21 protein-coding genes are annotated in these 25,642 nt (G+C 67.8%); 8 read left to right on the forward strand and 13 right to left on the reverse strand.

The window, feature by feature from the left end:
• Positions 1-25 precede the first annotated feature (25 nt).
• From EPN51_RS11495 to EPN51_RS11515, 5 genes are all read right to left on the reverse strand, one after another.
• Complete coding sequence (locus tag EPN51_RS11495) at positions 26-172, reverse strand: hypothetical protein (RefSeq protein WP_293042187.1); 147 nt, start codon at positions 170-172, stop codon at positions 26-28.
• Between the two features lie 134 nt (positions 173-306).
• Complete coding sequence (locus EPN51_RS11500) at positions 307-1,578, reverse strand: dihydrolipoamide acetyltransferase family protein (RefSeq protein ID WP_293042189.1); 1,272 nt, start codon at positions 1,576-1,578, stop codon at positions 307-309.
• A 12-nt stretch (positions 1,579-1,590) separates the two neighbouring features.
• Positions 1,591-2,574 carry an alpha-ketoacid dehydrogenase subunit beta gene (locus EPN51_RS11505; RefSeq protein ID WP_293042323.1) on the reverse strand — a complete coding sequence of 328 codons (984 nt, stop codon included), beginning with the start codon at positions 2,572-2,574 and terminating at the stop codon, positions 1,591-1,593.
• 5 nt (positions 2,575-2,579) lie between these two features.
• On the reverse strand, positions 2,580-3,647 hold the full coding sequence (gene pdhA / locus EPN51_RS11510) for a pyruvate dehydrogenase (acetyl-transferring) E1 component subunit alpha (RefSeq protein ID WP_293042192.1): 1,068 nt from the start codon (positions 3,645-3,647) through the stop codon (positions 2,580-2,582).
• Between the two features lie 51 nt (positions 3,648-3,698).
• Positions 3,699-4,205, reverse strand: a complete 507-nt coding sequence (locus tag EPN51_RS11515) for a CBS domain-containing protein (RefSeq protein WP_293042195.1) — start codon at positions 4,203-4,205, stop codon at positions 3,699-3,701.
• 377 nt (positions 4,206-4,582) lie between these two features.
• On the opposite strand from EPN51_RS11515, the gene EPN51_RS11520 reads away from it, so the two are divergent.
• Positions 4,583-4,942, forward strand: a complete 360-nt coding sequence (locus EPN51_RS11520; RefSeq protein WP_293042198.1) for a DUF488 family protein — start codon at positions 4,583-4,585, stop codon at positions 4,940-4,942.
• Between the two features lie 149 nt (positions 4,943-5,091).
• Positions 5,092-7,461 (forward strand): glycosyl hydrolase family 65 protein, encoded by a 2,370-nt coding sequence (locus tag EPN51_RS11525; protein ID WP_293042201.1) that lies wholly within the window; start codon positions 5,092-5,094, stop codon positions 7,459-7,461.
• A 340-nt stretch (positions 7,462-7,801) separates the two neighbouring features.
• On the opposite strand, the gene EPN51_RS11530 is transcribed toward EPN51_RS11525, so the two are convergent.
• Entirely contained in the window at positions 7,802-8,785 is a 984-nt protein-coding gene (locus EPN51_RS11530) for an NAD(P)H nitroreductase (protein WP_293042204.1), read from the reverse strand.
• Between the two features lie 107 nt (positions 8,786-8,892).
• Here EPN51_RS11530 and EPN51_RS11535 point away from each other — a divergent pair, with 107 nt between their 5' ends.
• Together EPN51_RS11535 and EPN51_RS11540 are read left to right on the forward strand one after the other, a co-directional pair.
• On the forward strand, positions 8,893-9,231 hold the full coding sequence (locus tag EPN51_RS11535) for a hypothetical protein (protein WP_293042207.1): 339 nt from the start codon (positions 8,893-8,895) through the stop codon (positions 9,229-9,231).
• A gap of 11 nt (positions 9,232-9,242) precedes the next feature.
• Positions 9,243-10,409, forward strand: a complete 1,167-nt coding sequence (locus EPN51_RS11540; RefSeq protein WP_293042210.1) for a glycosyltransferase family 4 protein — start codon at positions 9,243-9,245, stop codon at positions 10,407-10,409.
• On the opposite strand, the gene EPN51_RS11545 is transcribed toward EPN51_RS11540, so the two are convergent.
• Both EPN51_RS11545 and EPN51_RS11550 read right to left on the reverse strand, forming a co-directional pair.
• Positions 10,389-12,128 (reverse strand): hypothetical protein, encoded by a 1,740-nt coding sequence (locus EPN51_RS11545; RefSeq protein WP_293042213.1) that lies wholly within the window; start codon positions 12,126-12,128, stop codon positions 10,389-10,391. The genes EPN51_RS11540 and EPN51_RS11545 overlap by 21 nt on opposite strands.
• 21 nt (positions 12,129-12,149) lie before the next feature.
• Positions 12,150-13,445 carry a DUF3068 domain-containing protein gene (locus EPN51_RS11550; RefSeq protein ID WP_293042216.1) on the reverse strand — a complete coding sequence of 432 codons (1,296 nt, stop codon included), beginning with the start codon at positions 13,443-13,445 and terminating at the stop codon, positions 12,150-12,152.
• A gap of 185 nt (positions 13,446-13,630) precedes the next feature.
• Between EPN51_RS11550 and EPN51_RS11555 the strand changes: the two genes are divergently transcribed.
• Positions 13,631-14,803, forward strand: a complete 1,173-nt coding sequence (locus EPN51_RS11555; protein WP_293042219.1) for an acyltransferase — start codon at positions 13,631-13,633, stop codon at positions 14,801-14,803.
• Here the strand turns inward: EPN51_RS11555 and EPN51_RS11560 are convergent.
• Genes EPN51_RS11560 through EPN51_RS11570 form a run of 3 tightly spaced genes read right to left on the reverse strand, consistent with a single transcriptional unit; the run spans position 14,800 to position 17,867 of the window.
• Positions 14,800-15,276, reverse strand: a complete 477-nt coding sequence (locus EPN51_RS11560; RefSeq protein ID WP_293042222.1) for a YbjN domain-containing protein — start codon at positions 15,274-15,276, stop codon at positions 14,800-14,802. The two genes, EPN51_RS11555 and EPN51_RS11560, sit on opposite strands and share 4 nt — an antisense overlap.
• A 59-nt stretch (positions 15,277-15,335) precedes the next feature.
• Positions 15,336-16,889, reverse strand: a complete 1,554-nt coding sequence (locus EPN51_RS11565; RefSeq protein ID WP_293042225.1) for an AMP-binding protein — start codon at positions 16,887-16,889, stop codon at positions 15,336-15,338.
• On the reverse strand, positions 16,890-17,867 hold the full coding sequence (locus EPN51_RS11570; RefSeq protein ID WP_293042228.1) for a phosphotriesterase-related protein: 978 nt from the start codon (positions 17,865-17,867) through the stop codon (positions 16,890-16,892).
• Positions 17,868-17,993: 126 nt separating this feature from the next.
• Here EPN51_RS11570 and EPN51_RS11575 point away from each other — a divergent pair, with 126 nt between their 5' ends.
• Entirely contained in the window at positions 17,994-19,691 is a 1,698-nt protein-coding gene (locus EPN51_RS11575; protein ID WP_293042231.1) for an acyl-CoA dehydrogenase family protein, read from the forward strand.
• Between the two features lie 90 nt (positions 19,692-19,781).
• Here the strand turns inward: EPN51_RS11575 and EPN51_RS11580 are convergent, their stop codons facing one another.
• Together EPN51_RS11580 and EPN51_RS11585 are read right to left on the reverse strand one after the other, a co-directional pair.
• Positions 19,782-20,981 (reverse strand): PPE family protein, encoded by a 1,200-nt coding sequence (locus tag EPN51_RS11580; protein WP_293042233.1) that lies wholly within the window; start codon positions 20,979-20,981, stop codon positions 19,782-19,784.
• A gap of 121 nt (positions 20,982-21,102) precedes the next feature.
• Positions 21,103-23,727, reverse strand: a complete 2,625-nt coding sequence (locus tag EPN51_RS11585; RefSeq protein WP_293042236.1) for a LuxR family transcriptional regulator — start codon at positions 23,725-23,727, stop codon at positions 21,103-21,105.
• A gap of 267 nt (positions 23,728-23,994) precedes the next feature.
• Here EPN51_RS11585 and EPN51_RS11590 point away from each other — a divergent pair, with 267 nt between their 5' ends.
• Both EPN51_RS11590 and EPN51_RS11595 read left to right on the forward strand, forming a co-directional pair.
• Positions 23,995-24,690, forward strand: coding sequence for a TetR/AcrR family transcriptional regulator (locus EPN51_RS11590; RefSeq protein WP_293042325.1), 696 nt, complete (start codon positions 23,995-23,997; stop codon positions 24,688-24,690).
• Positions 24,687-25,622, forward strand: coding sequence for a R2-like ligand-binding oxidase (locus EPN51_RS11595; RefSeq protein WP_293042239.1), 936 nt, complete (start codon positions 24,687-24,689; stop codon positions 25,620-25,622). Before EPN51_RS11590 ends, EPN51_RS11595 begins: the two co-directional genes overlap by 4 nt.
• Positions 25,623-25,642 lie beyond the last annotated feature (20 nt).

A 25,642-nucleotide genomic window follows, 5' to 3' on the forward strand; every position in this document is an offset into this window, starting at 1 on the left:
CGGAGGCCGAGGGCCATGACGGCGGTCAGGGCTCCTGGTGGGCCAGTGCGGTCAGCACGTCGTGGTGGTAGCGAGAGATTACGTCGAGTTGGATGCCCTTGGGGCACACCGCGGTACATTCGCCGATCTGAGTGCAGCCGCCGAACTCCTCGGCGTCATGCTGGTCGATCATGGCCAGCGCGCGGGCGCGGCGTTCGGCTTGGCCCTGCGGCAGGTTGCCGAGGTGGGTGATCTTGGCGCCCAGGAACAGTGCCGCCGAGGCGTTGGGGCAGCGACCGGCCAGTAGTCGGTCAGGGCGCTGGCTGCTTACGCGAGGATGCGCAGGGGGTGTTCGAGCTGACCGACCAAGGCCTGCAAAAACACCGCGGCAGTGGCGCCGTCGAGCACGCGGTGGTCAATGGAGAGGGTGAGCTTGAGTGTGGTGGTGGCGGTGAGCTGGCCATCACGCACGACGGCTTCCTCCTGGGCGGCACCGACCGCCAGTATGGCGGCCTCGGGCGGGTTGATGACGGCGGTGAAGTGGTCGATGCCGTACATACCGAGGTTGCTGATCGTGAACGTACCGCCACTCAACTCGTCGGGGGTTACCTTGCCGACCCGTGCTCGCTCAATCAAAGAGTGTGCCTCGGCAGCGATCTCGGTGAGACTCTTCTGATTCGCATCACGGATAACCGGCACAACCAGCCCATTGTCGGTGGCGACAGCGCAGCCGATGTTCACCTGATTGTGCCGGACCAGGTGATCGCCACCCCAGGATGAATTGACCTCGCCATGAGCCGCAAGGGTGATCGCGCACGCCCGGATCAACAGATCCGTGACGGTGATCTTCAGCCCGCCGATGGGCAAGTCCGCGTTGAGATCCGCACGCAGCTTCTCCAACGCACTAACATCGGCAACGGAGGTGAGGTAAAAGTGCGGGGCCGCAGCGCTTTCCGTGAGCCGCTGTGCCGTGATGCGCCGTATCGACGTCAGTGACACCCGCTCGTCACCGTCAAGGCCACGAATAGCCGGGCCAGACCCTGCCGCGGTGGCGGGTTTCGTCGAGGGCGGCTGCACAGCAACACCGGTGCGCTTAGCGATCGCGGCATCGATGTCGACCCGAACGATCCGCCCGCCGGGGCCGCTGCCGGCGATGGTCGTCAAATCGATGCCGTGCTCACGGGCCAGCGACCGCACCAGTGGAGTGGCACGCACCTTTGCCGCCGTCGCGGGCGGATGACCCGGCGGTGTCCCGGCGGGCTGCGGTACGGGCGGTAACGGACCGCCGGCTGCGTGCGTGACCTCACCAGATGTGGCGGTGACTTGCGTTGGGCTGCTTATTGTTTCGGCCTCGGCGGCGGTAGCCGGGCTGTCAATGACGGCGATGGGCTGACCGATCGGCACCGTGCTGCCCTCTTCGGCGATAATTCGGGTCAACACACCGCTGTCGTACGCCTCGAGCTCCATGGTGGCCTTGTCGGACTCGATCTCGGCGAGCACGTCGCCACGCTGGACGGTGTCCCCCTCCTGCTTGAGCCATTGGCCGACAACGCCTTCGGTCATGGTGTCCGACAACCGCGGCATCAGCACGTCTGGCATGACGGTCCCTCCCTAGTAGACGAACCGGCTGGCGTCGAGAACTTCACCGATGACCTTGGTCAGGTCCGCGGCGTCGGGCAGGGCCGCCAGCTCGAGCGGCTTCGCATAGGGCAGAGGCACTTCGGCGGCCGCGACCCGGCGGATCGGGGCGTCGAGATAGTCGAAGGCGCCTTCGGCGATCGTTGCCGCGATCTCGGCCCCGACGCCGTAGCTGAGCCAGTCGTCCTCGAGGATGACGGCCCTGCTGGTTTTGCGCACCGAGGCGCAGATGGTCTCGCGGTCCAGGGGCCGCAGGCTGCGCAGGTCGACCACTTCGATGGACACGCCGTTGGTTTCGAACTGGCGGGCGACATCCAAAGCGATCACCGTTGCCCGCGAGTAGGCGATGACGGTGAGGTCGGTGCCGGGCTTGATGACCGAGGCGGTGCCGATCCGGCCGATCTGCTCGCCGTCGGGAACCTCGCCCTTGGTGTTGTACAGCGCCAGGTTCTCCAGGAACAACACCGGGTCGTCGTCGCGCACGGCCGCGGTGAGCAGCGCTTTGGCATCGGCCGGGGTGGCGGGAGTGAGGACTTTCATCCCGGGCACGTGGGCGTAGAAGACCTCCAGGTTCTGCGAGTGCGTCGCCGCCAGTTGTTGCCCACCTCCACCCGGTGTGCGGATCACCAGCGGCACCGAGACCTGACCCGCGAACATGGCGTGCATCTTGGCGGCGTGGTTGACGATCTGGTCGAGCGCCAACAGGCTGAAGTTGATCGTCATGATCTCCACGATCGGTCGCATGCCGAGCATTGCCGCGCCGATCGCGGCGCCGACGAATCCCCCCTCACAGATCGGTGTGTCCACCACCCGGGTGGGCCCGAACTCCGCCAAGAGACCGGCGGTGATCTTGTAGGAACCTTCGAAAACGCCGATCTCCTCGCCCATCAGGAACACCGACTCGTCGCGCAACAGTTCGGCGCGCAGGGTGTCGTGCAGCGCCTGCCGATAGGTCATGATCGTCATGGCTGTTCCACCGGCCCGGAAACCACGGGATCGCCCGGAAGCTGTTGTGGCGCATTGGGTATCGCCGTGGCGTAGACGTAGTCGAATAGCTCGTTCGGCTTCGGGTCGGGGCTGGTGTCGGCGAACTCCACCGCGCCATCGACCTGCGCCTCGGCCTGTTCGTCGATCTGCTGTGCCGTCGTGTCGTCGAGGATGCCGGCCTCGAGCAGTCGCGCGCGAAATGCCGGAACGGCGTCGAGCCGGCGCAGCCGCTCCGTCTCCTCGCGGGAGCGGTACTTGGCCGGATCCACCACCGAGTGGCCACGCAGCCGCTGGCAGATTGCCTCGATCAGCCCGGGCTGACGCTCGGTCCGGGCACGCGCCAACGCGGCGCGAGCAGCGTCGCGCACCGCCACGACGTCGTCGCCGTCGACCCGCTCGCCGGGGATCCGGTAGGAGCAGCCACGCTTATACAGGTCGGGTTCGGCGGCCGCCTTCTCCACCGGGGTTCCCATACCCAAGCCGTTGTTGACGATCACGTACACGATCGGCAATCGCCACAGCCCGGCCAGATTGAGCGATTCGTGAAATGTGCCGATGTTGGTGGTGCCGTCGCCCAGCACACACATCACCGCCTCGGCATCGGGACCGGGTGGTCCGCGGTGCGTCAGCGCAAGCGCCGCACCGGTGGCCGGCGGGATCTGGCCGCCGACGATGCCGTATCCCCCGAGTAGGCGCACCTTGCGATCGAACAGATGCATGGACCCGCCGCGGCCCCCGGACACGCCGGTGGCCTTGCCGAAAAGTTCTGCCATGACTCGGCCCGGCTCGAGCCCGCGGGCAAGGGCGTATCCGTGGTCGCGGTAGGTCGTGAAGAGGTAGTCACGTGGCTGCAGCGCCGCCATCAGGCCGACCACAGTGGCTTCCTCGCCCAGGTTCAGATGGCAGTAACCACCGATTTTCGCCCGCTGGTACATCTGAGCGGCCCGCAGTTCGAACACCCGGATCAACGCCATCTGGCGGTAGTAGTCGCGCAGCGTCTCCGCGGGTTCGTCGGCCACGGTCGGAGTGGGCTCGACTGGCATACCCCCTGCTTCCCTGCTGTCGCCCAACGGATTAGGCGGTGAGACGGTTACTTACGCACCCGGTGGTTGTGCCTGCAACTCGAATTGCGTACTCGTTGCGTGACACTTCGGACATGTGGGAGGCGGATGTTCACCCCGGACCGGCTCGCCACAGACCTGGCAGACCCATTCGGTGGCCATCGCTGCCACCAGGTCGTGGCGGCTCACGATCCCGACCAGCCGGCCCTCGCGTAGCACCGGAACCCGGCGGATGCGCCGGTCGATCAGAAGGTGCCGGATATCGTCGGCGGCGCTGTCCACCGTCACGCTGATCACCGCCGTCGTCATCAGGTCACTCGCCACCGCACCCGCCTTCGACAGCAGATCGTGCTCGCTGACAAGCCCCAAAAGGGTGCCAGCCCGATCGACCACGGCCGCCGCGCTGATCCGGTGGCGAGTCAGGGTGTCGGCCACCTGTTGCGTTGCCGCGTCGGCGAGGACCGTGACGACCGGCGAGGTCATGATGTCGCCTGCTGTCACGTGTGGCAGCGAAACCGCGTTGCTGTCCTGCGGATCCACCCTCGCAGGGTACGCCCGATGCGCGCCGGAGATTAAGCGTATGCGTGAAAGGTGAACGTCCTGGCCCACATCGTCACCGCTCGCTCCCTTGCTTAACGGTCATCGGCGGGACGAATGGTGGATGTGTGGAATACGTGCACCGGCAAACACGTGCCGAAACCGTGTGCGACGTGACTACATGCATCGCCTTCGGCGGGGCGGACTTTCGGCCAATCCCCAACCCACGCATGGCGGTACGCACTAGTCAGCGAGGTCGATCGGGGGGATAGTTCAATAAGGTCGAGAAGGTGCGGTTGCCACCATTTCACCCGAGCATGGCTACCCGGCTAATGCGCGCGGGAGGAGCGGTCGGGACGGCGATCGGGTGGAGGCAGCAAATGAGTACCAAGAAAGTACAGGTGCGCCGAGTCTACGACGCTCCAGCCCGTGGGGACGGAAACCGTGTGCTGGTAGACCGGATCTGGCCGCGGGGCTTAACCAAGGAAAAAGCAGACCTGGATGAGTGGTGCAAGGCGATCGCCCCCTCCACCGAGCTGCGCAAGTGGTACCACCACGACCCGCAACGCTACGCAGAGTTCGCGCGACGCTATCGAGAGGAGCTGGTCGAACCCGACCGAGCCGCAGCGCTGGCACATCTGCGGACGCTGGCGAAGGACAGAAAAAACCTGACTCTGCTCACGGCAAGTAGGGCCGTCGATATCAGCGAGGCCACCGTGCTTGCCGAGATGCTGAGTTAGGCGAGTGCCCGCGACGATAGTCTCACCGACACTGGCTACACGGCGAGCCGAGAGTGGTCGGGGTAGACACGCCCCGACAAGCCGGTCAACGCGCGGTCGCGTGGCACCGACACAATGGTTAGCTTTCCCGCGGAACTGATGAGTCACTGATGATCAACCATCCCGCGTTCAGCGTCGAACCCTGGTGCCTGCGCTGCACAGGGCTCGACCGGGAAGTGCTGGCGCAGACCGAATCGCTGTTTGCGCTGTCGAATGGGCACATCGGTTGGCGTGGCAATCTCGATGAGGGAGAACCACACGGATTGCCCGGCAGTTATCTCAACGGGGTTTACGAGCAACGGACCTTGCCGTACGTCGAACCCGGCTACGGCTATCCGGAGTCTGGACAAGTGGTTACCAACGTGACCAACGGCAAGCTGATCCGCCTGCTTGTCGACGATGAGCCCTTCGACGTCTCGTATGGACGGTTGGATACCCACGAGTGGTGCCTGGATTTCCGTGAAGGCGTCCTCCGCCGACGTACCCACTGGGTGTCGCCGTCGGGGTGTGCGGTGCGGGTGTCCTCGACTCGGCTGGTGTCGTTGGCGCAGCGTGCGATCGGCGCGATTCGCTATGAGGTCGAGGCGATCAACCGTGCGGTTCGGGTGGTCATCCAGTCCGAACTCGTCGCCAACGAAGCGCTGCCCGGACCACCGCCTGATGACCCGAGGGCGGGTCTGCCGCTGCTCCCGCCGCTGATCGCTGAGGAACATGCAGCCAAGGGGACCCGCGCGGGGTTGGTGCATTCCACGACGAACAGCAGGCTATGCATCGCCGCGGTGATGGAGCACGTTGTCGACGGCCCCGCCGACGCGGCGGTGAACTCCGAAAGCTTCCCGCACCTGGGCCGAACGACCATCACGGCAAAACTCGATCCCGGTGAGCGGCTACGCCTCGACAAGTTCGTCGGCTACGGATGGTCGGGGCACCGGTCGTTGCCAGCGGTGCGCGATCAGGCCGACGCGGCCCTGGCCGGTGCGCAACACACCGGTTGGGACGGTCTACGTGCCGCCCAGCGCGCCTTACTCGACGAATTCTGGGCCCGAGCCGACATCGAACTCGACGGCGACCCCGAGATCCAACACGCGGTGCGATTCTCCCTGTTCCACATACTGCAGGCCGGCGCTCGCGCGGAGGGTCGGGCGATCCCCGCGAAAGGACTCACCGGACCCGGATACTTCGGTCACAGTTTTTGGGACACCGAAGCCTATGTGTTACCGGTGCTGACCCAGGTCGCCCCCGATGCGGCCGCCCACGCGCTGCGCTGGCGACACTCCACCCTGCCGCTGGCCACCGCACGCGCAACCCAGCTTGGGTTGGCCGGTGCGGCATTCCCGTGGCGCAGCATCCACGGGGAGGAATGCTCCAGCTATTGGCCCGCGGGCACCGACGCCTTCCATATCAACGCTGCCGTGGCCGACGCAGTCATCCGTTACTGCGACACCACCGGTGACGCCGCTTTCGAACGCGAGACCGGCGTCGAACTGCTCACCGAAACCGCCCGGCTCTGGATGTCTCTGGGCCACCACGGCGTCGACGGCCGCTTCCGCATCGATGGGGTCACCGGCCCCGATGAGTACAGCGCGATGGCCGACAATAACGTCTACACCAACCTGATGGCGCAGCGGAATCTGCGCGGTGCCGCCGATTCCGCCGCCCGACACCCGGATCGTGCGCGCGAACTTGGCGTCGACGACGTGGAGACCGCCCGCTGGCGTAAGGCGGCTGAAGCCATGTACGTCCCGTACGACGAGGCGCTCGGTGTGCATCCGCAGGCCGACGGGTTCACCGCCCATCAGGTCTGGGACTTCGCCGCCACCCCGGCCGAGCAGTACCCCCTGTTACTGCACTTCCCGTACTTCGACCTCTATCGCAAACAAGTGGTCAAACAAGCCGACCTGGTGTTGGCCATGCACCGCCGCGGCGACGCCTTCACCGTCGAGCAGAAAGCCCGCAACTTCGCCTACTACGAACCGCTCACCGTGCGGGACTCCTCCCTGTCGGCCTGCACCCAGGCAGTCATCGCCGCCGAAGTCGGGCACACCGCGCTGGCCTACGACTACCTTGGCGAGGCCGCACTGATGGACCTCGACGACCTGGAACACAACACCCGCGACGGCCTGCACATGGCCGCCCTTGCCGGCAGCTGGATCGCGCTCATCGCCGGGCTGGCCGGCATGCGCGACCAAAACGGCACCCTCACGTTCGCCCCGCGGCTGCCCGACCCGCTGACCCGGCTCGCCTTCACCATCACGATCCAGGCACGATGCCTCGCCGTCGAAGTCACGCCCGCGGCGGCAACCTACACCCTGCATAAGGGTGAACCACTGCACCTGGCCCACCACGGACACTCGATCACCCTGACCCGGGGTAACCCGATCACACAGCCGATCACCGCTTCATCGCCGACAAACCCGCCGCCGACACAACCCCGAGGCCGGGCCCCGATCCCGCGACAGCGATCCTCACCGACTCCATAACCGCCATCGTTGTCGAGCATCGAGCCCACATCGACCGAGGACCGCCGCCGACAGACAGTGCCCGCGGCGGGTGTGCAGCAAGCTCAGGCCGAAGACAGTGGTCATCACCTGTCAATCGCCGCTCAGAAGAGAAGATGATCGTGGCAATGATGCTGATGCCTTCTCGCCGTACGGAACCCGCCGCGCACGCCGCCGAAACCAGTCCAACAATAGTTGGCGTCATCGACGCGGAGCCGGCCATGTGCTTCGAACTGTCCGAAGCGGACTTTTCAGCAGACGGCTGCCAGGGTGGTCTCGAATACGTCGCGATCCCCGCAACGCACCGTGAAGATAACTCTCGTCAATTGCGCACGCGCAGAACCTCGTCGAGCCGTCGTCGCGGTGTGGAGGGTGGCACCTCTTCCATGGCCGGCGCCACGCCCACCCGTACCAAAGCTTGAGGAAGACGGTCGTAGTCGAGCAGCGCCGCGACCAGATCGCGGGTGACCCGAAGCTCGGTGAGGTACGTCGACGTGCAGGTAGCCAAGCCCGCCATGGTGCATTCGAGCAAGACCGCAGACAGTGCCTCACCGCAGGCCAACGCGTCAGTGGCGCTATCACTCTCGGTGGACAACACCACGATCTTTGCATAGTCCTCGGGAATGTCAGTGCGCCGTTCGCGATGATGCACCAAAGGGAACACCCGTCGAACGTCGACGCGCTCGCTCTCGGCGGCCGTCAGCAAGGAGTCATACGAGATTCCCTCGGATGCTTCGAAAGGTGCCGTCCACCAGTCCAGCTCGGCGTGATAGAGGGAATCGTAGAGCCGCAGCGATTCCGCGATGTGATATGCGTCGGCAAGCTGTGGGCGCACATCGTCGGACATCACGTCCAGATCCACAATGTCGCCGGCGACGATGGTATGAAGCTGCGGCTCGAATGATTGCCACATCAGCGGCGGTTCGAACGGTAACCGGTCGCTGCGACGGAGCAAGATCGCGTCGGCGCGTCGGCGCTCGTCGTCGGTCACGCGGTCCATTCGGGTAAACGTGATGGCCGCCAGGTGGTTTGGCTCGTCCGGGTTCGGGAACCGATCCACATGAGCCTGCCAGCCGGCCGCGGCCACCGCCACCCGAAGATGGTCGAGTACCGCGCCGCAACCGACGAGCGCCTCGCGGTGCAATCGGTCGACGAGCATGACTCGACGCGGGTCGAGAAAAAGCTGAAGGTCTGCCCCGTTGGTCACCCAGTGCCAGGGCTGGCTGTTGTACAGCGACGGGGCACGGCACGCTAACCGCACCGCACCCTTGATGACCTCGTTTCCCACCACCATCGTGTCAGCCACGTCAGCCTCCGAGCTTCACCTGAGGTCAAGCATCCGCCCCATGCGCACGTGACGACAGAGCCATTTGTCTTCAATCCCTGTACTAACTGCCCGCCACAGGTCGGGAATTGGACCGCCACGGTGGCCCGCTGGTGATCGTGGCGCGGTTCCCCCCCAGGCGGTCGCACGGCCACCACAATCGCCTGCAGGTGCTGGACTTCCCCTATCGGCAGTTCGTCGTGTTCGATGCGGTCGGCGCCGTCCTGTGGGCGACGCTCAACACGACGGTCGGCTACCTCGGCGTCAACGCGTTCGCCGACAACACGTTCGTGGCGTTCGCGGTCTCGTTCGGGGCGGCGCTGGCGGGGATCATCGAACTGATCCGGTGGATCCGTCGGCGGACCCGCCGGCAAGGGCAGGCGCGGCGCCAGCAGCCTCGCAATGGCGCACCGGCCGATTCCCATTAGGCTGACCGGTGATGTCCGCTCTGCGCTCGGTCCTGTTGCTGTGCTGGCGCGATACCGGGCACCCGCAGGGCGGTGGCAGCGAAGCCTATCTGCAGCGCATCGGCGCGCAGCTGGCCGCGTCCGGGATAGCCGTCACGCTGCGCACCGCCCGCTATCCCGGAGCGGCGCGCCGCGAAGTCATCGACGGGGTGCGGATCGACCGCGCCGGTGGCCGCTACTCGGTGTACGTGTGGGCGTTGCTGGCGATGGCGATGGCCCGGCTCGGGTTGGGTCCGCTGCGGAAGGCGCGGCCCGACGTGGTCGTCGACACCCAGAACGGCCTGCCGTTTTTGGCCCGGCTGGTCTACGGCCGGCGGGTGGTGGTGCTGGTGCACCATTGCCACCGCGAGCAGTGGCCGGTGGCCGGGCCGGTGCTCGGCCGGCTCGGCTGGTTCGTCGAGTCGACCCTGTCCCCGCGGCTGAACCGGCGCAACCAGTACGTGACGGTGTCGCTGCCCTCGGCGCGCGACCTGGTCGCCCTGGGCGTCAACGGCGCGCAGATCGCGGTGGTGCGCAATGGCCTGGATCGGGCGCCGGCGCAATCGTTGTCGGGCCCACGCGCGGCCGCGCCGCGGTTGGTGGTGCTGTCCCGGCTGGTACCGCACAAGCAGATCGAGGACGCGCTGGAAGCGGTTGCGCGGCTGCTGCCGCGGATACCGGGTCTGCACCTGGACATCGTCGGCGACGGTTGGTGGCGATCCCGGCTCGTCGAGCACGTCCAACGCCTCGACATCTCGTCGGCGGTGACTTTCCACGGCCACGTCGATGACGTGACCAAACACCATGTGCTGCAAGGGGCTTGGGTGCACCTGCTGCCCTCACGCAAGGAGGGCTGGGGTCTGGCGGTCGTCGAGGCGGCCCAGCACCGGGTGCCGACCATCGGCTATCGCTCTTCGGGCGGCCTGTCGGACTCGATCGTCGACGAGGTGACCGGGATTCTGGTCGACACCCACGCGGAGCTGGTGGATCGGCTCGAAGAACTGCTCGCCGATCCGGTGCCGCGCGACCAACTCGGCGCCAAGGCGCACACCCGCAGCGGCGAATTCTCCTGGACGCAAAGCGCCGACGCGATGCGCAGCGTGTTGGAAGCGGTGCAATCCGGCCGCACGGTCAACGGGCTAGTCACCGGGCGGGGCTGAGCGGGCGCGGCGCCGCCACGTTCCGATCCCCGCGCCGGCACCGCCCACGATCAGCAGCGCCAGCCACGCCAGATGGGCGATCATCGTCGCCGCCCGGCGATCGGCGGGCGCCCCGGCGCTCCGGCCGCCGATCCGGTAGAGCTCGATCTCATTGTCCCGATGGACCGGTGCCAGCGCGCCCAGCGTGCGGGCGGCCGCCCCCATGTCGCCGGCGCTGCCCGATTCCACCACCAGCCAGCCCACGCCGGCCGCGGCCAGGGCCGCCGGGTCGGGCCGGGTCAGCAGCAGCTCCTGCACGGCCCGGGCGTGCGCGCCCTCGCCGGGAATGGTGGTTCCCGAAATGACCAGGTCGCCGCTGGTCAGCACCTCGGCGCGGACCCACCGCGGCAGCGGGTCCAAGACCGGCGCGGCGCCCGACCATGAGAAGAGGCGCATCGTCCCGGCGGGTAACACCGCTATCGTTCCTGGGTCCCCGCCCGCTTCGTTGATCGCCGCGGCGACGGCGGCCCAGCCGCGCGGGTAGTGCACCGGCGACACCTTGCCCAACACGCCCCAGGCCAGGTCGGGCAGCGCCAGCAGCAGCGCCAGGCAGCAGAGCAGCGCCGCCACGACGTCTGTCGGTGGCGGCGCCCACCTTCGCAACATCACCACCGCGCCGGCGCCCGCCAGGGCGTACCCGGGCACCGCCAGCGCCACCCACTTCTGGCCGTCGCGCAGCACACCGAAACCGGGCACGGCGTCGACCACCGCGCCCAGCAGGTGCAGGCCCGGCCCGGTGGCCAGCGCCGCCGGAACCAGCACCGACACCGCCGCCAGCGCCAGCAGCGGGACCGCCGCCGGGCGGCGTGCGACCGTCGGCAGGCCCGCCGCCACCACCCCCAGCAGCACCACGGCCGAGGCGACCGCGAAAAGCGTTGCGCGCGAACCGGGTACGGCCTCACCGTTCCAGATTCCGCCGAGGCTGGCCAGGCTGGCGAGGGTCCCCAGTCCGGGCTCGGCGCGCGGCGCGAACGCCTCGACCCCCAGCCGGTTGGCCGCCGTGTGGGCGGTCAGCGACGAACCCAGCGCCGACGCGACCAGCCAGGGCAGCGCCGCCACCAGCGCGCAGCCCAGAGCCGCCGCCGCGCACGACCGTCGCGACCAGGACCGGCCCCGGTCCCGACCCGGCACCGCCACGCAGACCAGCGCCACCGTCGCGGCCAGCAGGAGCCCGGTCGGGGTCAGCCCGGCCAACGCGATCCAGAAGGCCAGCCCGAAAGACCCCATCCGGCCGACCCCCGTCGTGCGCAGCGTCACCATGGCCGTGGCCACCCAGGGCAGGCAGCCGTAGCCGACCAGCAGGCTCCAATGACCCTGCAGAAGCCGTTCTGCGACATAGGGATTCCAGATCGCCAACGTGGTGGCGACGAACTGGCCGGGCGCGCCGGCACCCGGCAGTGCCACCTCGACCAGCCGGGCCGCACCCCAGCCCGCCAGCCACAACCCCAGCACGAGCAGCGCCTTGACCACGACGCCGCCGTCGACCAGATGCGAGGCCAGCGCCACCGCGAAATCCTGGGGTGTGGCGCGCGGCGCGGACGTCAGCCCCAGCGCGGTATCGGACAGGTATGACCGCGGCGTCGACACCGCGTCACGCAGCAGCAGGTACCCCGGGGCCAGCAGCGGCCCAACCACCAGCAGCGCCAGGACCAGTGCGTACCCGGGACGGGTCCAGCGCACGGCTAACGCATCCGGGCCGGGCTATTCGCGGTCGTGCGGGCCGGGCGGATTCGACTCGGTGGGCCCCGCTTCGGTCGCCTCATCCGGGCCGGAAGATCCGGGTGCATCGGAGCCGGGCGGACCGGACTCGTGACGCAGATCGGGACGCTGGGTGGGCAGCTTCTCGGTTTCGGCCTCGGCGCCGGGCACCGGCTCTTCGAGGCCGGTGCGGCCGAAGAAGTCCTGGTCGCCCCGGTCCAGGCCGGGGTCGGTGAGCGCGCTCTCGCTGCGCAGGCTGAACGAGGCGAGCAGCCCCCCGCCGACCAGCGCGATCAAGCCGACCGCGGTGAAGGTGATCGGCAGCACCCGTGACCACAGCGCGAGCCGGTCGCGCTCATCGCGGGCGGCGTTGACCTGGGATTCGACGGTGTCCTCGTTCGAGGTGACCTTGTAGTCGGCCAGGGTGAGCTCCGGCTTGAGCGGGTCACGGGCGAAGTAGTGGTCGGCGTGCTCGGTCTTTTTGACGATGGTGCCCGACACCGGGTCCACCCAGAACGTGCGCTGCGCCGCGTAGAAGCGGGTCATGGTGATCTGTTCGTTCGGATCGCCGCCCTGGACGCCCCACATCGACGCCGACGTGGTCTGCTTGGCGTCCTCGTTGCCGGCGAGCAGCGACGGGTACGCCACCGGGGCCACCAGCTTGCCGTCGGCGTTGTAGCCGACGTTCTGGGTGAACTTGTAGGTGGTCAGCCCGTTGACGTCTTCCTGGGTGTCGTAGTTGACGTCGAACGGCTTCTGCGCGATCGGATCGAAATAGGGATAGGTCTTCTTCTCGGTGTGGAACGGGAACCGGTAGGACAGCCCGTCGTGCCGCAGCGGCATCGCGGTGGGCGGGTTCTCGTCGTTGACGGCGCGCGGCTTCTGGATCGCGCCGCCGGAGTGGGTGTCGTCGGAGACGGCCAGCGCGGTCTTGCGGTTGAGCGTGACGGTGTCGACGATGGCCAGCAGCAGACCGCTGTCCTTCTGCTTGTCCGTGCGCCGCAACGAACTTCCGACCTGCAGCGTGACGACGTCGGCATTGGCGGGCGACTCGACGCTGATCTGCTGCTGGGCGACCAGCGGCACGTTCTGGTTGACGACGACGTGGTCGGTCGACAACGACGCGGAGTCCAGCGCCGCCCCGGTGCCGTCACCGACCAGCGTGGCGTCGATGTCCAGGGGGACCTTGGTGATCCTGCTCGTGGTGTACGTCGACAACAGCAGCGCGGCGATCAGCAGGGCGGCTCCGAGTCCGATGATCCCGCATGCGGCGAACCGCAACATGACTGCTCGGTTCACGTCGCTGTGCCCTCCTCATGATCCCTTGCTTTGCCCAGCCGCGACCCGACCCGAGCGAGCAGCCCGGGGCAAACTCGTTTGACCCTAACAGCAGAAACTAAGGCAGCGACTTACCAACCTGATGCTCGGGGCGGGTGGGTCCGTCGGGTGTACCCATTCGTCGGGCAACCCAGCACAGGCAAACTGTGGTGGTGAGCGACGACCAGCGGGTGGGCGGGGTGCGCAGCTTCCTGCCGGCGGTGGAGGGCATGCGCGCCTGCGCGGCCATGGGCGTGGTCGTCACGCACGTCGCTTTCCAGACCGGGCACTCCAGCGGCGCCTCCGGCCGGCTGTTCGGGCGCTTCGACCTCGCCGTCGCGCTGTTCTTCGCGCTGTCGGGTTTCCTGCTGTGGCGCGGGCACGCCGCGGCGGCAAGGGATCTGGGAGTCCGCCCGCGCACCGGCCACTACCTGCGGTCGCGGGTCGTGCGCATCATGCCCGCCTATGTGGTGGCCGTCGTCGTGATCCTCACCCTGCTGCCCGACGCCGATCACGCCAGCCTGACGGTGTGGCTGGCCAACCTGACGCTGACCCAGATCTATGTGCCGCTCACGCTGACCGGTGGGCTGACCCAGATGTGGAGCCTGTCCGTCGAGGTCAGCTTCTATCTGGCGCTGCCGGTTCTGGCGCTGCTGGCCCGCCGCCTCCCGGTGCGCGCGCGGGTGCCGGTGATCGCCGCGCTGGGGGTCCTCAGCTGGGCCTGGGGTTGGGTGCCGGGGCACGCGGCCGAGGGCATCAACCCGCTCAACTGGCCGCCGGCGTTCTTCTCCTGGTTCGCCGCCGGCATGCTGCTGGCCGAGTGGGTCCACAGCGGCATCGGGCTCCCGCACCGCATCGCGCGCCATCGCCCGGTGATGGCCGTCGTCGCGGTGGCGGCCTACCTGGTCGCGGCGTCGCCGCTGGCCGGCCCGGAAGGCCTGGTGCCCGGCACGCCCGCCCAGTTCGCGGTGAAGACCGCGATGGGCGCACTGGTGGCCTTCGCGTTGGTCGCGCCGTTGGTGCTGGACCGTCTCGACACCGGTCACCGGCTGTTGGGCAACGCCGCCATGGTCACCCTGGGCCGCTGGTCCTACGGCCTGTTCGTCTGGCACCTGGCCGCGCTGGCCATGGTGTTCCCGGTCGTCGGGACGTTCCCGTTCACCGGCAACATGCCGACGGTGTTGGTGGTGACGCTGATCTTCGGGTTCGCGATCGCCGCGGTCAGCTACGCGCTGGTCGAGTCGCCCTGCCGAGAAGCCTTGCGCCGCTGGGAGAAACGTCAGAGGCCGGCCGAAGCCGCCGAGGCCGTCGATGCGGAGGCGGACGCGATCGCGCCCTAACCGGTGCGGTCCATCCACTGTTCCAGCGTGTGCGCGGACGGCAGGCGGATGGCCTGCTCGATCTTGGCGAACAGATCGGCCCCGTACTCGACCGCGGACCTGACGAGGTTGCCCAGCGCCTCGAGGTGGATGCCGTCGCTGAGCAGGTAGGCGTTTTCACCGACCACGCTCACGTGGCCGGTCCGGGCCGTCTCGCGCACAAACGCCTTGGGCCAGTGGGTGTCTCGGTTCCAGTCGTTCACCAGTTCCATCAGGCGCGGGCGCTCGCCGGCGGCATAGTACGCGGCGGGGCTGATCGAGATCTCCAGCACGTCGCGCCGTAAACCGTTGACCCGCAGGGTCACATGCAGCTTGCCGCGCTCGTAGCTGGAGAGCATCAGGAATTCCTCGCCGTCGTCGCTGCGGAAAAAGCGCAGCCCGCGCGATTGCAGATAGCGTTCGATCAGGTCGGTGCTCAATGGCTCGATCTGCATGCCCTCACGTTGGTGCCGCGGGCTTGGAGGATTCTTGGGGCCCCTCGAACGGTCGCGGGTCAGCCGGCTTCCGCGGTCTGAAGTCGCTGCAGGATCTGGGCCCGGACCGCCGACCGGCGGGCCTTGCCGGCGTCGTCGCGGAGCGGGGTGTCGACGAATTCGATGAAGTCGGGGGTGGGCGGAACCTTGTATGCCGCCAGGTGTTCGCGCAGGAACGCCTGCACGCCCGGGGAGTCCAGGGTGGCGCCGTCGGCCGTGTGCACCAGGGCGTAGGGCACCTGACCCAGGTCACCGCCGTTCGGGTCGGGGACACCGACGACCAGACAGGACAACACGTGTGGGTGCGCCGACAGCGCGTTCTCGATCTCGGCGGGGTAGACGTTGCGGCCACCGACGGTGAACATGTCGACCCGCCGGTCCGACAGATACAGAAATCCGTCGTCGTCGAAATAGCCGAGATCGCCCAGCGAATCCCAGCCGTCGCGGCTCTTCGCCGTGGCGCCGACGTAGCGGTAGGTGGGCGCGCTGCCCGGGCCGGGCCGCATGTAGATCTCGCCGACCACACCGGGCGGGCAGGGATTGCCGTCGTCGTCGAGTACCTTCATCTCCCCGGCCACCACCACGCCGACCGAACCCCGGTGTGCCAGCCACTGGTCCCCGGAGATGAAGGTCAACGCCTGTAATTCGGTGCCGCCGTAAAGCTCCCACACCACTTCGGGACCCAGCAGGTCGATCCACGCCTGTTTGATGGCCGGTGGGCAGGGCGCCCCCATGTGCCAGAACCGCCGCAGCGAGGACAGGTCGTAAGCACCAGGATCCGCGTGGTATGCCGGCAGCGCCCGTTGCATGATCGTGGGCACCGCCGTCAGGAACGTGACGCGATGGTCGCTGATCAGCCGGAGAAACTGGTGCGGGTCGAACCGGCTCATCAGCACCAGGTGATGGCGCATCAGCAACGCCAGCGTCGCGGTGGTGAAGCCGGTGTTGTGGGACAGCGGGATCGGCACCAAGGTGGTGTCGCCCTCCTGGGCGCCCAGCGGATAGCCGATCAGCGGAGGTATCCGGCTGTCGCCGCCGGCTTCGATCAGCTTGGGCCGCCCGGTGCTGCCGCCGGATCCCATCGCCTTCCACACCGGTGACACCGCCTCCGGCAACGGGTCGTCCGAGAGTGCCGGATCGGGGATGAAACCGGCTGGAACACTTGGTATTTCGGTATGACTAAGCTGTCCGGTCGGCGACCCACTGCGCCCGGCTTCGCCGCGCTTGTGATCGCCTCCGCGCCCGACCAGCAGCGCCGGCGGCCGCAATTCGAGCAGGCCCGCCAACTCGGCGGCGGGCAGGCGCGCCGACAGCGGCTGGGGGACCGCGCCCAGCTTCCAGCAGGCCACCGCTGCCTGGATCCACTCGACCGAGTTCGGCAGCACCATGGTCACGTAGTCGCCGACACCCACGCCCCGCTCGGCGTAGGCCCGGGCCAACCGATTCGTCGAGCGGTCGAGCTCGCCGCGGGTCAGGGTCACCCCGTCACAGCTGACGGCGGGCTCGTCGGGGGCGAGTTGGGCAAGCTGCGAAATCTGGGTGCCGATCGGCGGCACCGGCTCACCCTGGGTCATTTAGTAGGCGCCCGTCTGCTCGAAGATGCGGCGCGGATTGTCGACCAGCATCGTGTGCAGCTGCTCGTCGGTCACGCCGCGCTCCTTGAGCGCGGGGATCACATCGTTGTGGATGTGCAGGTAGTGCCAGTTCGGCATCACCTGTGGCACCAGCTCTTCGGGCAGCGCGTCGAAGTAGCAGCTGGCGTCGTGGGACAGCACCATCTTGTCGGCGTGCCCGCGCTCGCACATCTGCGCGACGATGTTCACCCGGTCCTCGAAGGGCGAGATCGCGTCGATGCCGAACCGGTCCATGCCCAAATACGACCCGGCCGCGATGAGCTCCTCGAGGTAGCCGACGTCCGTGCTGTCGCCGGAGTGCCCGATGACCACCCGGCTCAGGTCGACGCCCTCGGATTCGAAGATCCGCTGCTGTTCGAGGCCGCGCCGCAGCCCGGCGTGCGTGTGCGTGGAGATCGGCACCCCGGTGCGCTTGTGCGCCTGGGCGACCGCGCGCAGCACCCGCTCGACGCCGGGGGTGATGCCGGGCCTATCGGTGGCGCACTTGAGGATGCCGGCCTTGATTCCGGTGTCGGCGATGCCCTGCTCGATGTCGCGGACGAACATGTCGGTCATGGTCTCCGGGCCGCCCAGTTCGGCGCCCGGACCCAGGTAGTGGAAATAGAAGGGCACGTCGTTGTAGGTGTAAAGCCCAGTCGCCACAACGATATTCAGCTCGGTCGCCGCCGCGACCCGGGCGATGCGCGGGATGTAGCGGCCCAGGCCGATCACGGTGAGGTCGACGATGGTGTCCACCCCGCGGGCCTTCAGCTCGTTGAGCCTTTCGATGGCATCGGCCACGCGTCGTTCTTCGTCGCCCCACGCTTCGGGATAGTTCTCGGCGATCTCGGTGGTCATGATGAACACGTGCTCATGCATGAGGGTCACGCCTAACTGAGCGGTATCGATGGACCCGCGAGCGGTATTGAGTTCTGACACGTGACTGATGCTAGGTGGACGGGCACGTGACGAACAGGGTCGTTTTGTTCCGGTGTGCCCCGACGGCCGCGCTGTTGGGAGTACCGTCACCCTCGTCTTCGTCGAGAACCCGCTGGGAGTCCCGCCATGTTGCTCAATCCCAACCGCGTGCAACGCCAGTACCCGGACCGCCGCTCCGCTGAGATCATGGCCGCGACGGTGGACTTCTTCGAGTCCCGGGGCAAGGCGCGGTTGAAGTCCGACGACCACGAACGGGTCTGGTACTCCGAGTTTTTGGACCACATCGGCCGCGAGCGCATCTTCGCGTCGCTGCTGACGCCCTCGGCCTACGGCGCCCCCGACTGTCGCTGGGACACCTACCGGATCAGCGCGTTCGCCGAGATCGTGGGCTTCTACGGGCTGAGCTACTGGTATCCCTTCCAGGTCACCGCGCTGGGTCTGGGCCCGATCTGGATGAGCGCCAACTCCGACGCCAAGCGCAAGGCCGCGGCGTTGCTCGAGGCCGGCGAGGTGTTCGCCTTCGGCCTGTCGGAGCAGACGCACGGCGCCGACGTCTACCAGACCGACATGAACCTGACGCCGTCGGACGGGGGCTGGATCGCTCATGGCGAGAAGTACTACATCGGCAACGCCAACGTGGCCCGGATGGTCTCCACCTTCGGCAAGTTCGCCGGGACGGACGAGTACGTCTTCTTCGCCGCCGACTCCCAGCACGACCGGTACGACCTGATCAAGAACGTGGTCAACTCGCAGAACTACGTCGCCAATTACGCGCTGCGCGACTACCCGGTGACCGAGGCCGACATCCTGCACCGCGGCCCCGAGGCCTTCCACGCCGCGCTGAACACCGTCAACGTCTGCAAGTACAACCTCGGCTGGGGCGCGGTCGGCATGTGCACGCATGCGATGTACGAGGCGGTCACCCACGCGTCCAACCGCATCCTGTACGGGACCGTCGTCACCGACTTCACCCACGTGCGACGGCTGCTCACCGACGCCTACGCGCGGCTGGTCGCCATGAAGCTGGTCGCCACCCGGGCCTGCGACTACATGCGCAGCGCGTCGGCCTCCGACCGTCGCTACCTGCTCTACAGCCCGCTTACCAAGGCGAAGATCACCAGCGAGGGCGAACGCGTCATCACCGCGCTGTGGGACGTCATCGCCGCAAAAGGCGTCGAGAAGGACACCATCTTCGAGGCGATGACCCGCGAGATCGGCCTGCTGCCCCGGCTGGAGGGCACCGTCCACATCAACATCGGGCTGCTCGGCAAGTTCATGCCGAACTTCTTGTTCGCCCCCAACGACGAGCTGCCCTTGGTCGGCCGGCGCGACGACGCCGCCGACGACACCTTCCTGTTCGCGCAGGGCGCGACCGGCGGCCTGGGCAAGGTGCGCTTCGGCGACTGGCGCGCGCCGTTCGAGCGCTTCGGGCACCTGCCGAATGTCGCGCTGCTGCGCGCACAAATCGACGTGCTCGCCGAGATGCTGGCCAGCGCCACCCCGGATGCGGTGCAGCAGAAGGATATCGACTTCGCGTTCGCCGTCGGCCAGTTGTTCGCCACGGTGCCCTACGCGCAGCTCATCCTGGAGGAGGCCGGGCTGTCGGGTGTCGACGAGGGATTGATCGACGAGATTTTCGCCGTGCTGGTCCGCGACTTCAACGCCTACGCCGTGGAGCTGAGTGATAAGCCCGCGACGACGGACGCACAGGCCCGCTTCGCGATCCGGATGATCCGCCGCCCCGCGCACGACCCCGCGCGCTACGACCGGATCTGGAAGGAGCACGTCCTGCCGCTCAGCGGTGCCTATCAGATGCGGCCCTGAGCGGTCGCCGTACCCCCGAACGTGACGCTGCAGTCACGTTCGGGCTCGAGAGTGACTGTGGCGTCACGTTCGACAAGAAACGGGTGCGCGCTATTCGGCGACGGCCGAGAGCGCGTCCGCGAGCGCGTCGACGTCGAGCTGGGGTTGGATTCCCGCGGTTCCGGCCAGGCCGGGCGCGCCGATCACCGGGGCCGCCGCCGGTGCCGCACCCAACGCGCTCGACGAGCCGGCTACGACGGGGGCAACGGGGAAGACGTAAGGGGTGGCGGTTACCGGGCCGGTGATGATCGTGCCGGCGTTGACGGCGGTGACGAGGCCGGTGCCGGCGTTGATGGTGACCTCCCCGCCGGCGGTGCCGGCGGTGACGGCGCCGCTTGAAATGGTGAACGCGCCACCGCTTCCCGCGAGGGGAGGGTTCACGGTAATGGTGCCGCTCAGGACCGTGACGTTAGTGACGTAGGCGCTCGTCCCAGCTGGGAAGGGGATGACCTGTCCGTTATACAACCATGTGATGGCGGTGTCGGCTGTGAACCCGGCACCATAGCTGCCGGTGACGGGGTAGCCGGGGCTGACGGTGAAGGTCGCGCCGGGCTCGATGGTGGCGCCGCCGGGTGCGATGTTGGCGGTGCTGCCGGCGGGCAGGGGCGGGTCGATGAGGTTGGCCTGCTGAGTGGCGAGGCTCTGCATCAGGGATTGCGTTCGGGCGGTGGTGGTATTGCCGGCGGTCTGGGCCAGTGAGCGCGCTTGGGTGTCTTGCCCGGTCTGGTTGGTGGTCTGTGGTGGTTCGTCAAACGGGGTCGTGGTGCTCGCGGCCGCCGAATCGGCGGCGTAGGCATACATCGCGGCGGCGTCTTGGGCCCACATCTGCATGTACTGGGCTTCGGTGGCTGCGATCGCCGGGCCGTTTTGCCCGAAGAAGTTGGTGGCGATCAATGCCAGTAGCTGCGCGCGGTTGGCCGCGATCACCGGCGGTGGCACGGTCATCGCGAATGCGGCCTCGTAGGCCGCGGCCGCCGCATAGGCCTGGGCGGCGGTCCGTCCGGCCTGCGTTGCCGAGGCCTGCAGCCAGGCCACATAGGGTGCGGCCGCGCCGGACATCGCCATCGACGAGGGCCCGAACCAGGCCAGTCCGGTCAGGTCGGCGATTTGCGTCGAGTAGCCCGCGGCCGCGGCTTCCAGCTCGGCGGCCACCTCGTCCCAGGCCGCGGCGGAGGCCAGCAGCGGCCCCGAACCCGGGCCGGCATACATCAAACCCGAGTTGACCTCTGGCGGCAGCACCCCGAAATCCATGGCATCTTGCTTTCGTCACGACAGCCGGCGCGTTCGCCAGCCATCTTTTGTCGAAGCGACACCGGTTTCATCCGGGACGGACTACTGCAATTTGGCCCGCGCCGGCAAAGGACTACTGCATTCACCCTTCGGTGGTGCCGGAGCGCGACTTGTCGGCCGCGCCACCGATGACGCCGGCCAGGCCGGTGCGTCCGGCTACGCCGGCCTTGGTGCATGCGCGATAGATGTGGCTTTCGACGGTGCGCACGGACAGCGACACCGCCGCGGCGATATCGCGGTTCGACAGGCCCTGGGCGACCAACACCGCGATTTCGCGTTCCCGGTTGGTGAACGGTGGTGCAAAAGAGGCCGCCTCGATGGCCGGGCTGGTCGCGCCATTGCACGTTCTCGCCAGCCGGCGCGTGCGTGCCGCCGCGGTCATCGCGCTCCCCCCGCGGCCCGCCCGCCGGTGTGACGTCGCGGCTTGTCCCGCGGCATCGGCGGCGGCCAGCAGGTCGCCCATCGCCTCGAATTCGGCTGACACCTGGTCGAGTTCGGCGGCATCGTCGGCTTGTACCGCCGCCGCGTAGCGCGCCGCGACCACGGCGCGCGGTCCTTGCACGCGCGTGGCCAACTCTGCCAGCCGTTCTGCCGCGTCGGTGTCGTCGAATTGCACGGCGGTCTGTAAGCACAACACCTCGCGGGCGAGTTGATCGTGGTCGCGCGCGAACTCCGCCGCCTGGCGGGCCAGCCGGCGCGCCTCGGTGGACCGCGAGCGGACCGCCGTCAGCCAGGCCTCGCTCAGCAGTTCGGTGGACGTGACGTATACGTAGGCCGGATGCCGATGTGCGCGGGCAGTGTTCAGCGCGTCGGCGGCCGCACCCGCATCGCCGGACCGGGCCAGTGCCTGCGCACGCAGCAGGTGGAACCGGTGGAAGCTGTTCACGACGTGGAAGCTGTTTGCCATCTCGGGGTCGACTTCATGCGGCAGATGCCGTAGCGACGCGTCGAGGTCACCGGCGGCCAACATCACCATGCCGAGGATCTCCGCCGCAACCGTTCGCACATCCGCCGGTTCGTCGCGGTGGGCGCGGAGGTGGCGTTCGGCCACGTCGACGGCCTCGGTGATGCGTCCCGTCGCCAGCAGGGCGAACGTGTGAAACTCGGTCAACGGCTGACGAAGGAATCTGCCTTGCTCGCTCAACGTGAGCGCCTCGTCGGCGTCGATAGCCTTTGCCACGGCCTGATCGGCTTGACCGAGTTCGCCATAGGCCAAGCTCTCGGCGCTGTAAGCCATCGTCGCGCCGTACTGGTCGAGGTCCCGGTAGTCGACCTCTGCCATGGTCGCGAGGACCTCGATCGGCCGCGCCGCCAGCGCGAGTTGATTGGCGCGGAACACCAGCAGTTGTTGTCGCCGCGCACCGTGCGAGGCCTGGAGCGCATCGTCGATGAGCCGCCAGGATCGCTCCGGTGATCGCATCCCCCACAACAGATTTGACGCACGCATCACCGCCTCGTTGATGAACGCGGACTGCGTTGCTTCGTCGACCTCCACGCCGTCGAGGACTTCCAAGGCGAGTTCGCCTTTTTCCCGCATGAACAGCGAGTAGGCGAGAGGTATCCGGGCCTGTGCGCCGATGCCGGTTGCGGCAGCGGCGCGAAAGAGCCGCTCCGCGGTTTCGAAGTCCAAAAGCGCACTCGCCGCCGTGGCCGCCGAGAGCAGCACGTCGGGCTCGGGTGGCAGGTCCGATTCCAACCAGAGCAGTCCCCGCTTCATCACCTTCGCGGCGCCGCCGTCCTTCATCGCGGTCGCGACCTGGCCACGAAGGCGTCGCAACCGCGCGGAGCCGCAGCGGTTCAGGCGCACCTCGGCGAACATGGGATGGCCGATGTACACGTCGTCGGCGGACAACCGGATCAATTCGCGCTGTTCGGCATCCTCAATGGCGTCCCGCTCGGCGAGCAGTCTCAGGCACTGCCAGTCGATGGGTTCGGACACGGCTACCAGATCGACGACGTCGCGCACGTCGTCGGGAATGGCGCCGATCTGCGCATCCACCAACTCGGCGAGGGACCCCGACAGGCCGAGGTTTCCCGGCCAGCGCAGAACGCCATCGTCGCTGACCATGCGTCCCGCGTGGAGCTCCTGCTCGACCAGCTGCCGCAGGAACAACACGTTTCCGCGCGTCAGACGCCACAGCTCGTCCCCGCACCGCTGATCCGGTGCGCACCCCGTCGCCGCCAACAACAGTTCGTCGGTCTGGCCGCGGGTCAACGGCTCGACGTCCCGCCGGACCACCAGTCCGTCTTTCCATAGCGCCGTCACCGCGGCCGGCGCCGGCTCGCCCGTACGAATCGTGGCGATCACCGTCGCGGCCCGTGATTGCACGAGTTGATGCAGCACCAGGGCCGACAGCTCATCGAGGAGATGGGCGTCGTCGACGAAGACCACGAGACGTTCCGGTTGTGTGCCGGCGGTCAGTGCCTCGACGACCCGGCGCGCCAACGCATGGGGTGCGCCCGCCATATCGTCAGTCCACGTTGCGAAGGCGCCCAGCGGGATCGCGCGGCTGGTAACGGTGGCGGCGGTGCTGCGTACGGTCCATCCGGCGTCGGCGGCCGCCCGCACGGCCTCGCGGGCCAACCGCGACTTACCGACCCCGGGCTTGCCCGCCAATGCGACACCTCGCGGTCCATTGGTGGTGAGCAGGCGGCTGACCTCGTTGATCTCCCGGTGTCTGCCGACGATGGGCCAATGCTCCAGCACCAGCAGATATTAGCCAGCGACGTCGATTTTCACCTGCGATTTGGCCCGGATGAGCCCGCTGCCGCCGCCCGTTGAGACCGCGCTCATGCGCGAGCCTTCTGTTGCCGCGCCGATCCCTTCCCGCCAGTGTGCGTCAGGCCGCACACTTGAGCCCCAACGTGCGGCAGGGCGCACACTCGATGAACGCAAGCCGCCCCGTCCACCCCTTGAAAAAGTGAGCTACCTCACAGTAGAATGACCAGTGGTCATTCGATCGAGGAGGCGTCATTGCCGACGGTCACCTGGGCGCGCGTCGACCCCGCTCGTCGCGCCGCGATCATCGAAGCCGCGGAGGCGGAGTTCGGGGCGCACGGGTTTTCCCGGGGCAGCCTGAACGTCATCGCGCGCCGCGCCGGAGTCGCCAAGGGGAGCCTGTTCCAGTACTTCGCCGACAAGCGCGACCTGTATGCGTTCATCGCCGACATCGGCAGCCAGCGGGTGCGGGCCTACATGGAGGACCACATCCGCGAACTCGACCCGAGCCGGCCCTTCTTCGAGTTCCTGACCGACTGGCTCGACGCGTGGGTGGCCTACTTCGCTGACCACCCGCACGAACGCGCGCTGCACGCCGCGGCGACCCTCGAGGTCGACACCGAAGCGCGCGTCAGCGTGCAGAACGTGATTCACCGTCACTACCTGGAAGTGATGCGCCCACTCGTGCGCGACGCAAAGGTTCGCGGCGACCTGCGCGCCGATGCGGACACCGACGCGCTGTTGTCGTTGCTGCTGTTGATCTTTCCGCACCTGGCGCTGGCGCCCTACATGCGCGGTCTGGATCCGGTCCTCGGGCTCGACGAGCCCACCCCGGAGCAGCCGGCGCTGGCCGTGCGCAGGCTCGTCGCGGTGCTGGCGGCCGCGTTCTCGGCCCCGCCGAAAACTCCGTCAATCAGCTCAGCCCCCAAACGATCTGAGGAGGTCACATGAACCGAACCCGAATTGCCTCGATGGCCGAGGGCGGTCTCAACTGGGAAAGCTTGCCGCTCAAGCTGTTTGCGGGCGGCAACGCGAAATTCTGGAATCCGGCCGACATCGACTTCTCCCGCGACCGGGAGGACTGGGATCGCCTCACCGACGACGAACGCAGCTATGCGACCCGGTTGTGCGCCGAGTTCATCGCCGGCGAGGAGTCGGTGACCCAGGACATCCAGCCGTTCATGGCCGCGATGCGGGCCGAAGGCCGGCTCGGCGACGAGATGTATCTGACGCAGTTCGCGTTCGAGGAGGCCAAGCACGTCCAGGTGTTCCGCATGTGGCTCGACGCCGTCGGCATCACCGAGGACCTGCAGCCCTACCTCGATGACATCCCCACCTATCGCACGATCTTCTACGAGGAACTGCCGGACTGCCTCAACGCGCTGACGGTTGACCCTTCGCCGGCCGCCCAGGTGCGGGCGTCGGTGACCTACAACCACATGGTCGAAGGCATGCTGGCGCTCACCGGTTACTTCGCCTGGCACAAGATCTGCGTGGAACGCGGCATCCTGCCCGGCATGCAGGAGCTGGTCCGGCGCATCGGCGACGACGAGCGGCGCCACATGGCGTGGGGCACCTTCACCTGCCGGCGTCACGTCGCTGCCGACGACGCCAACTGGGGGGTGTTCGAAACGCGCATGAACGAGCTCATGCCGCTCGGGTTGCGCCTCATCGAGGAAGGCTTCGCCCTCTACGACCCGATGCCCTTCGGCATTTCGACGGACGAGTTCATGGCCTACGCCGCCGACAAGGGGATGCGGCGGTTCGGCACCATCAACAGCGCGCGCGGGCGACCGCTCGCCGAGATCGACCTCGACTACTCGCCGGTGCAGCTCGAGGACACCTTCGCCGAGGAGGACGAGCGGGCGTTGGCCAGCGTCTAGGTTTCGCGTCTGCTCGCGCG

The organism is Mycobacterium sp., assembly GCF_004298145.1.
Lineage (GTDB): Bacteria > Actinomycetota > Actinomycetes > Mycobacteriales > Mycobacteriaceae > Mycobacterium.

Excerpts from the sequence above, each read along its gene's own strand:
- EPN51_RS11495 (WP_293042187.1), bottom strand. The coding sequence starts at position 172 with ATGATCGACCAGCATGACGCCGAGGAGTTCGGCGGCTGCACTCAGATC.
- EPN51_RS11500 (WP_293042189.1), bottom strand. The coding sequence starts at position 1,578 with ATGCCAGACGTGCTGATGCCGCGGTTGTCGGACACCATGACCGAAGGC.
- EPN51_RS11505 (WP_293042323.1), bottom strand. The coding sequence starts at position 2,574 with ATGACCTATCGGCAGGCGCTGCACGACACCCTGCGCGCCGAACTGTTG.
- pdhA (WP_293042192.1), bottom strand. The coding sequence starts at position 3,647 with ATGCCAGTCGAGCCCACTCCGACCGTGGCCGACGAACCCGCGGAGACG.
- EPN51_RS11520 (WP_293042198.1), top strand. The coding sequence starts at position 4,583 with ATGAGTACCAAGAAAGTACAGGTGCGCCGAGTCTACGACGCTCCAGCC.
- EPN51_RS11525 (WP_293042201.1), top strand. The coding sequence starts at position 5,092 with ATGATCAACCATCCCGCGTTCAGCGTCGAACCCTGGTGCCTGCGCTGC.
- EPN51_RS11540 (WP_293042210.1), top strand. The coding sequence starts at position 9,243 with ATGTCCGCTCTGCGCTCGGTCCTGTTGCTGTGCTGGCGCGATACCGGG.
- EPN51_RS11560 (WP_293042222.1), bottom strand. The coding sequence starts at position 15,276 with ATGCAGATCGAGCCATTGAGCACCGACCTGATCGAACGCTATCTGCAA.
- EPN51_RS11565 (WP_293042225.1), bottom strand. The coding sequence starts at position 16,889 with ATGACCCAGGGTGAGCCGGTGCCGCCGATCGGCACCCAGATTTCGCAG.
- EPN51_RS11575 (WP_293042231.1), top strand. The coding sequence starts at position 17,994 with ATGTTGCTCAATCCCAACCGCGTGCAACGCCAGTACCCGGACCGCCGC.
- EPN51_RS11580 (WP_293042233.1), bottom strand. The coding sequence starts at position 20,981 with ATGGATTTCGGGGTGCTGCCGCCAGAGGTCAACTCGGGTTTGATGTAT.
- EPN51_RS11595 (WP_293042239.1), top strand. The coding sequence starts at position 24,687 with ATGAACCGAACCCGAATTGCCTCGATGGCCGAGGGCGGTCTCAACTGG.